Source organism: Acinetobacter sp. P1(2025) (assembly GCF_051390655.1).
Taxonomy (GTDB): Bacteria; Pseudomonadota; Gammaproteobacteria; order Pseudomonadales; family Moraxellaceae; genus Acinetobacter; species Acinetobacter junii.
This window is the reverse complement of the sequence record NZ_JBPKBJ010000115.1, coordinates 1-6,671: the sequence shown is the minus strand read 5'-3', so window position 1 is coordinate 6,671 and position 6,671 is coordinate 1. Positions and strand designations below refer to the sequence as shown.

13 protein-coding genes are annotated in these 6,671 nt (G+C 36.5%); 9 read left to right on the top strand and 4 right to left on the bottom strand.

Features of this window, described 5'->3' with window-relative positions; translation table 11 throughout:
* Together ACSC97_RS17420 and ACSC97_RS17415 are read left to right on the top strand one after the other, a co-directional pair.
* Window positions 1–285, top strand: a 285-nt coding sequence (locus tag ACSC97_RS17420; RefSeq protein WP_436662192.1) for a type II toxin-antitoxin system RelB/DinJ family antitoxin, incomplete at its 5' end; no start/stop codon positions are given.
* Window positions 278–559, top strand: coding sequence for a type II toxin-antitoxin system YafQ family toxin (locus ACSC97_RS17415; RefSeq protein WP_001129137.1), 282 nt, complete (start codon window positions 278–280; stop codon window positions 557–559). The genes ACSC97_RS17420 and ACSC97_RS17415, both read left to right, overlap by 8 nt.
* 114 nt (window positions 560–673) lie before the next feature.
* Here ACSC97_RS17415 and ACSC97_RS17410 read toward each other — a convergent pair whose 3' ends face one another.
* Both ACSC97_RS17410 and mobQ read right to left on the bottom strand, forming a co-directional pair.
* Window positions 674–1,144 (bottom strand): hypothetical protein, encoded by a 471-nt coding sequence (locus ACSC97_RS17410; RefSeq protein ID WP_004870960.1) that lies wholly within the window; start codon window positions 1,142–1,144, stop codon window positions 674–676.
* Complete coding sequence (gene mobQ, locus ACSC97_RS17405; RefSeq protein WP_171531989.1) at window positions 1,141–2,112, bottom strand: MobQ family relaxase; 972 nt, start codon at window positions 2,110–2,112, stop codon at window positions 1,141–1,143. The genes ACSC97_RS17410 and mobQ overlap by 4 nt, the downstream gene beginning before the upstream one ends.
* Before the next feature lie 195 nt (window positions 2,113–2,307).
* Here mobQ and ACSC97_RS17400 point away from each other — a divergent pair, with 195 nt between their 5' ends.
* Both ACSC97_RS17400 and ACSC97_RS17395 read left to right on the top strand, forming a co-directional pair.
* Window positions 2,308–2,595, top strand: a complete 288-nt coding sequence (locus ACSC97_RS17400; protein WP_020847062.1) for a hypothetical protein — start codon at window positions 2,308–2,310, stop codon at window positions 2,593–2,595.
* A 32-nt stretch (window positions 2,596–2,627) separates the two neighbouring features.
* A complete protein-coding gene (locus ACSC97_RS17395) occupies window positions 2,628–2,924 on the top strand; it encodes a hypothetical protein (protein ID WP_436662189.1) in 297 nt (98 codons plus the stop codon).
* Window positions 2,925–2,956: 32 nt separating this feature from the next.
* Here ACSC97_RS17395 and repM read toward each other — a convergent pair whose 3' ends face one another.
* A complete protein-coding gene (gene repM, locus ACSC97_RS17390; RefSeq protein WP_151208205.1) occupies window positions 2,957–3,895 on the bottom strand; it encodes a replication initiation protein RepM in 939 nt (312 codons plus the stop codon).
* 50 nt (window positions 3,896–3,945) lie between these two features.
* Here repM and ACSC97_RS17385 point away from each other — a divergent pair, with 50 nt between their 5' ends.
* The 4 genes from ACSC97_RS17385 to ACSC97_RS17370 all read left to right on the top strand — a co-directional run bounded on the left by ACSC97_RS17385 (window position 3,946) and on the right by ACSC97_RS17370 (window position 5,854).
* Entirely contained in the window at window positions 3,946–4,095 is a 150-nt protein-coding gene (locus ACSC97_RS17385; RefSeq protein ID WP_179996696.1) for a hypothetical protein, read from the top strand.
* 790 nt (window positions 4,096–4,885) lie between these two features.
* Window positions 4,886–5,221, top strand: coding sequence for a hypothetical protein (locus ACSC97_RS17380; RefSeq protein ID WP_055414483.1), 336 nt, complete (start codon window positions 4,886–4,888; stop codon window positions 5,219–5,221).
* Window positions 5,222–5,316: 95 nt separating this feature from the next.
* Window positions 5,317–5,577: a type II toxin-antitoxin system RelB/DinJ family antitoxin gene (locus tag ACSC97_RS17375; RefSeq protein ID WP_005254175.1), complete on the top strand. Its 261-nt coding sequence runs from the start codon at window positions 5,317–5,319 to the stop codon at window positions 5,575–5,577.
* Entirely contained in the window at window positions 5,564–5,854 is a 291-nt protein-coding gene (locus tag ACSC97_RS17370) for a type II toxin-antitoxin system YafQ family toxin (RefSeq protein WP_127219988.1), read from the top strand. The genes ACSC97_RS17375 and ACSC97_RS17370 overlap by 14 nt, the downstream gene beginning before the upstream one ends.
* 110 nt (window positions 5,855–5,964) lie before the next feature.
* On the opposite strand, the gene ACSC97_RS17365 is transcribed toward ACSC97_RS17370, so the two are convergent.
* On the bottom strand, window positions 5,965–6,363 hold the full coding sequence (locus ACSC97_RS17365) for a hypothetical protein (RefSeq protein WP_436662185.1): 399 nt from the start codon (window positions 6,361–6,363) through the stop codon (window positions 5,965–5,967).
* A 186-nt stretch (window positions 6,364–6,549) separates the two neighbouring features.
* Here ACSC97_RS17365 and ACSC97_RS17360 point away from each other — a divergent pair.
* The coding region (locus ACSC97_RS17360; RefSeq protein WP_436662194.1) for a type II toxin-antitoxin system RelB/DinJ family antitoxin at window positions 6,550–6,671 on the top strand (122 nt) is incomplete at its 3' end.

Here is a 6,671-nt window from a genome sequence, read left to right as displayed (position 1 = left end):
GTCAATTTCAATATGCGCTTAGAAGCAGAGTTAAAAGAACAAGTCACGCCTATTTTGGAAGACTATGGTTTGACTATGCCTCAAGCATTCAAACTGTTCTTGAATCAAATCGTTAAAACTAAAGCGATTCCTTTGTCTTTTGACTATGCAAGAGAACCTGCTTTAACTCCTAAAGCAGCAGCCAAGTTACTTCAATCTTTAAAAGAGATTGAAAATGGCGAGTACACCGAGTACGAAACGGTAGAAGAAGCGATTAAAGCTATGTCGGAAGAAGCACATGGCTAAACGTAAGATTATCGTAACCAGTTCTTTTAAACGTGATATTAAAAGACGTTATTTAGAACTGGTTACGGCTGAATGGGCAGAAGTATTAGATTGTTTAGTCGCAAATAATCCTTTGCCTGAAAAGTATTTAGATCATCCCTTGAAAGGTGGTGCAGAGTTTAAAAATTGTCGTGATTGTCATGTGAAGCCTGATTTAGTCTTGATCTATAGGCTTGTTGGTGACGATATTTTAGAACTGCATCAGTTGGATAGCCATTCCGAAATTTTTGGATGACTATCGCTCGATGCTTTGAAAGATGGCTTTAGCCATGTTTCAAAGTCGGGCAACTTTGCGACTGCTGCCATTGATTCGGTGATGGCAAGAGCCGAGCAAAGTACTGTCTAATCATTATTTTGGGTCAATCACACAATAATCCTTATTCGCTCCGTGACAGTCATTTTTCATGATGCGAACGCAAGACTTCCCATTGCAATTTTTAATATCTAGGCTGTATTTTTGTTCTAGCCATGCAACGTCTGCTCTACGCTGTTTGATTTCGTCCATGCTCGGCACATATAAAAATAATGCTAAAAAGAAAACGATCAGCAAGCTAACAAAAGCACTGGCGTAGATTGCCATGAATCGCCAGTCAAGTTGATTGGTTGCATTGTTTAATTCTCGAATACTGTTGTTGAGTGCGTCTATTTGCTTCTGATTGGCGTTTTTTAGGTGTTTTTCGGTCTTATTGAGTACTCCGCTAGCCACTTCCTTGTAAAACGCTTCTAATCGCTTGTTATCGTCTGCTATGGCTTCTCGATACTCTTTCATAGATGCCAGTAAAATATAGAGCTGGTCATCTAGGTCGTTTTGGTTGCTCATCGGTACATTCCACCCTGATCTAAGTCTTGTGATGCTTTACGGTTGGCTCGCTCGGCTTGCTGTTGCTCTAGTTTTTGCTGTCGTTGTATTTCGGCTTGGCGTTCTTGTTCTAGGCGTTTAGCTTCTTGGTTTTTCTGCCATTGCTCGAAGCCTTGCTCGGCACGGTTTAAACCGTGCTGTAAAACGCTGTCTGTGCGCTGTTGCTGTTGTTTGAGGTGTTGGGCGTTGTGTTGCTTCACATGGTCGTTATAACGGCTGATTTCGGTGTCTATGCCTTGTCTACGCAGTTGAGTGACCGAAGTCCCCTCATGAATGGTGGCTTGTAGTCCGTTATTTTGATCGGCATAGCTGCGGTGGTCTATTTTTTCTCGGTAGCCTGCTCGCTCCAGTGCATGATTGGCTAAGTCTGCCCATGTTTCCCGAATTTGCTTAATATCTTCTTGGGTTGTTCCCATATTTAGGCTTTTGCGTTTGGCGTTGCTGAGTTCAATATCTGTTTTTGTCGTCAAAGTAAGTTTATTGTCTGCGTCTAATTCAGCTTTTCGGGTGGTGAGCATAATATGGGCGTGATGGTTTTTATCATTTCCACCTTTGCTGGGTTCGTGAATGGCTAAATCTGCGATCACGCCATAGCGATCAACAAGTGATTGGGTAAACTCTCTTGCCAAGTCCTTACGTTGATCTGCATCCAGTTCGTCAGGTAAGGCAATCACCCATTCTCTAGCGGTTCGGGCATCTTTGCGGTTTTCGGACTGTTCAGCCAAGTTCCACAATTCGCTACGGTCTATTTCTATATCAAGGTTAGACACAATTTCGCTATGGGCGACACCGTCCTTTCTAGTAAAGTCGTGGGTTAGTCCTGTTCGTTCATCTTTGAGTTTTTCCCCTGAACGGTAGGCAGACGATGCAACCGCAGTTCGTCCCGAACTTCGATTCACTGTTTTTGTTGAGCAATGATAAATCGCCATTTTTTCTTTCGCCTTTTTAAATTGCGTAGCAATTTTTTGGGGTTAAGGGGATTCCCCTTACGCAACGATGACTTGAATGAAATTCAAGTCGTAAGTGCGCATTTCATGAAAAATACGATAGCATATAGCTCGCTTTAACTCTAGTTCATAGAGCCTTATGCTTGAGTGGTTTTCTATATCCCGAAATTAACCGTTATGACAAAATCAACTGAAAATATTGAAAAGAAAATTGAAGCCCAGTTGGAGAAGCTGAAACAGTTAAAAGCTCAGAAACAGGCTATTGAAGCAAGAGAAAGAACAAAGCAGAAAGAGCAAGAACGCAAGGATGATACTCGGCGTAAAATCTTACTTGGTTCTTACTTGATTAAAAAAATGCAATCCAATGAAGCCAACAAAGAAAAAATACTCGCTGAACTTAATGATTATTTAATAGAGGATCGGGATAGAATACTTTTTGATTTACCTTCGATGAATAACAATTAAGCTGGATATTCTTTATGAAATATAAAATTTTAATGTCTTTATTAACAATGTCAGTTATTACCCTTACTGCATGCAGCAAAAATAAAGAAGAACCAGAACATGTAAGAGTGCAAGCATCGTCTCCTGAGATTGTGGAAGAAGTACGCCAAGAAGCGCAACAAGTACCTGCTCCGCAAGAAATTACAGACGAAGACCGTGAACGTATGAAAAAAGAACTCCAAGATTCATCACGATTTGAAAGTAAAGATACTGCCAATAAGTCGGGCGAAGAAGTAAATGCGGAACTGATTAATCAGTTAGATTCGATAGGACAGCCAGCCAAAGAATAAAATTAAAAAAAAGGAGCTGAAGCTCCTTTTTTTTAATTACCAAATCCTGCCTTTTTTAAGCAAGGGTATAACTCTCTGAATTTTTCAGGCTCTAAAAGCATGTCTGCAATACGAATAGCAAACTGCTGATAGCTTTCTGTACCTTGAGAATATGCCCCCATTTCAGGCATTTCAGACAGTTTATTTGCAAATAAATGACGTTGGGAATCGGTCATTTTGATGAAAAAATCAGGGGTATTGGGATCTCGTTTAGTTTCAATTTTAGGTTGTACTTTTTGCTTAAACTTGAATGAAAACCCTGTAATTGTACGCCCCTGCTTATGTTGCTCATAAGTTACGGTAATGTCTGTATGTTTGTTAAGTTGCTCAATAGCAATATGTAAAACTTTTTCTTTAAATTGCCCCATTCTTTGATATTTTTCATCTCCAACTCCAAGTTTTAAACGAAATTCATTTAAATCAATAATTGGTGTCTTCCCAGTACTACGCCACGCAATTAAAAGTTCGTATAGGCGAATAGCATAACCGCTTGTTAGATTGGCAACTTGTTTTAATTCGTAGCTTGTAAGGTGTTGTTCAAGATAAGTGATTAGGGGTAAGACCGCTGGAGCAAAAGTAAATTCTATAGTTGCAGAATTATCAATATAAGCAATATCAGACACCCAGCGAGTCGTTTTATGAGCAATACCTTTTTCTCTAGGTTCTTGATAGCTAAACTGTCTTGAGAATAAAGACTTACAGGCATCCTTTAGTGTTTCGTATGCTGTGCTATGGCTTACACCAAACGTATTAATATAACTTTCTGCTGTAATCTCAATTGGTTTATTGAATGCAATATAGTCAAGGTGCATGTTATGAGTATGTTCCCGAATAATAACGATAGCTAATAAAATCAATCGCTGTTCGACAAGACCAAGACTATAACTAGCATTAATCAACGCATTATCTTTTACAACTAAGTCATTTTTCATTGTTGTACACTTTTATAATTCAAGTGTATTTGTACACCTTTGTAATGTACGTGTCAATATCATCGGAATTAGTGTACTTATATGTCGGAATTGGTGTACTTATTGGGGCTAAAATATCGGAATTGGTGTACTTATATGTCGGAATTGGTGTACTTATTAGCTGTGAAAGCCTTGCTGTACAAGCGTTTCAAGCAACTTAAAAATATTTAAAAATATATTTAAAAATAAAAAATATAAAAACTTGTGGAAAACTGCCCTAGGTACTCGCTAAAGCTCGTACTCTATTGAAGCTCGTTCCTCGCTTCCAGGGGCAGTTTTTAATTAATACTGTTCGTGATATTCAAAAGTAAAAGCATTGATAATGTATTCGCTTCGCTCATACTTTTTGAAAAGCAAAAGCTCCAAAGTTCGCACCCATTCGGGATGCTCTGTACCTACCGTTTAAAATCGAAAGGGAGCTTGTAATCAGAGAAAAGGCGAGGGCGAAATTTTGATGATGCTCAATCGCTCGTAGACACTCGCTCGGTTCTTATTATCTAGGTTTTAATTATTTACTGGAGCTAAACAAAGTCGTGAAACATTGATCAAAGAATAGGCGTGGAACGTGAAAAATCATAAAAAAAACCCATCTTGGGGAAGATGGGCTATAAACTAGAAACTACAGCATTGATTTCTAAAGAGAATTATAACGCATTTCGTATAAGGTGTATTATGTTAATTTTAGGAAATCTTAAGCTTTAGCCAACATAATCTTCAGTTGATATTACTTGAGCATATGCAAATTCAAAAGCGGCCATTAATGTTGCATGGACATGACCAGCAGGTACTTTAACGCCATTAAATTCCAAGTCAGCTGTGGCCCTAGAATCATTTTTTTAACTTTTCATAACGAAGAATAAAAATAACTCAATGTTTACTTTAGGTTTTATACGCTTTTTCTTTTCAGGAGATAATGCTAGGATCAAAATTGGCTAACATTAAATAATCATAATGAATAATCTTCAAATAGTTATAGCACAAGCTCTACATTCATATGAATTTGAACATATGGAGCAATCAATAAGTAAATCCATTAGCGACACTATATTGGAAATATTGGTCAATGATGGGCCTTTTGAAAAAATTGATTGTTATCTGTATTCAAAAAAAGATTCTAAAAAAATTCTAAAAAGCTCTATACACTATGTAATTGCTGTCTTAGAAAGGGCGAAGTATAGAGTACAGAAAGCTCAGCAAGATAATTTGAGTCCTTTGTATATCTGCTTATACGTGATTAAGAAAATTGAGGGCTTTATCGAATACTTAAATACTAAATTTCAACTGTGAAAGCCTCCATTTAACATAATGGCTGTTATACGAATTGAACTTTTCGTCATCTAGGAATATAGTGTGATTAACAATGTTAATCATAGGAGCTTAACATGGCTTCAAATGCACTAGTAACTACTCGCATCAATGAAAACATTAAGCATGAAGCAACGGAAGTTCTAGCAACAATGGGCTTAACCGTCTCAGATGCAGTCCGTTTGTTATTGACCAAAGTAGCTAAAGAAAAGGCTTTGCCTTTTGAAATTTGGCAACCTAATGCTGAAACCATTGCAGCAATGGAAGAAGATCTAAGCAAAGCAAAGAGCTTCACTTCTGTAAAAGACTTGATGGCTGATCTAAATGCGGACGATTAAGTACACATCAGCATTCAAGAAAGACTATAAACGTGAGAAAAAAGGCCAGCATCGAAATACAGTAGATACTGAACTACAAACTGTTTTAGAGTTATTACAAGCTGATGAACCTTTGCCTGAAAAGTATCGTGACCATGCTTTGGTCAGTAATTGGGTAGGTCATCGTGATTGCCACATCAAACCAGATCTTGTTTTAATCTATAAGAAAACAGAAGAAGGTGAACTGCTAATTTTGAAATTAGTTCGATTAGGCAGTCATAGTGAATTGGTAATTTGAGTGACCAAATATCAACAACAAAATTTTAAAATAATCTTAAAAAATGGGAGCTTAAGGCTCCCATTTTTGACTTCGGATAAGGTGTATTATGTTAATTTAGTTTTTCTAATTTAATCGATCTTTTGACCCATCTTTAATTCTTCAAGACCCGCCATACAACCAATATATGATTTTTGTTGATTTTCATAGAATTTATTAAAATCATCCAAACTAGAATCATCATCAAGACTGTTTTTTTTCACCCATTCTTTATAAGAAGAAAAATTCTGAATCACAAAATCTAATAAATTTATTCTAGTTTTGGTTAAGTCACACCACTTACTTTTAGATTCTATTTTTTCTGACAATGGAATTTTTTTATCATCATAATCCTTCGAATAGATCATATTATTAATTACGGCTTTATTGAGTTCACCATTTAAATTTTGATACTGTTTATCAAATTCTTCACTAGATAAAGCAAAACAACTACAACTAACGAATAACAGTATAAAGCTTAGTAATTTCATTATATTAAATGCCCTAAATTTTCATTTATTATAAAAGAAATTTCAACAAAGTCTTAGTCTATTTAACATAATGGGCGTTATACGAAATTCATTTGTTAGAAACCATTTATTACATCAAAAGTAATGAAAAAGTAAAGAATATGCCTTATATTATCTTTACTTTAATGGTTTTTGAGTGAGGGAATCATGTCCGCAGTCAATTTCAATATGCGCTTAGAAGCAGAGTTAAAAGAACAAGTCACGCCTATTTTGGAAGACTATGGTTTGACTATGCCTCAAGCATTCAAACTGTTCTTGAATCAAATCGT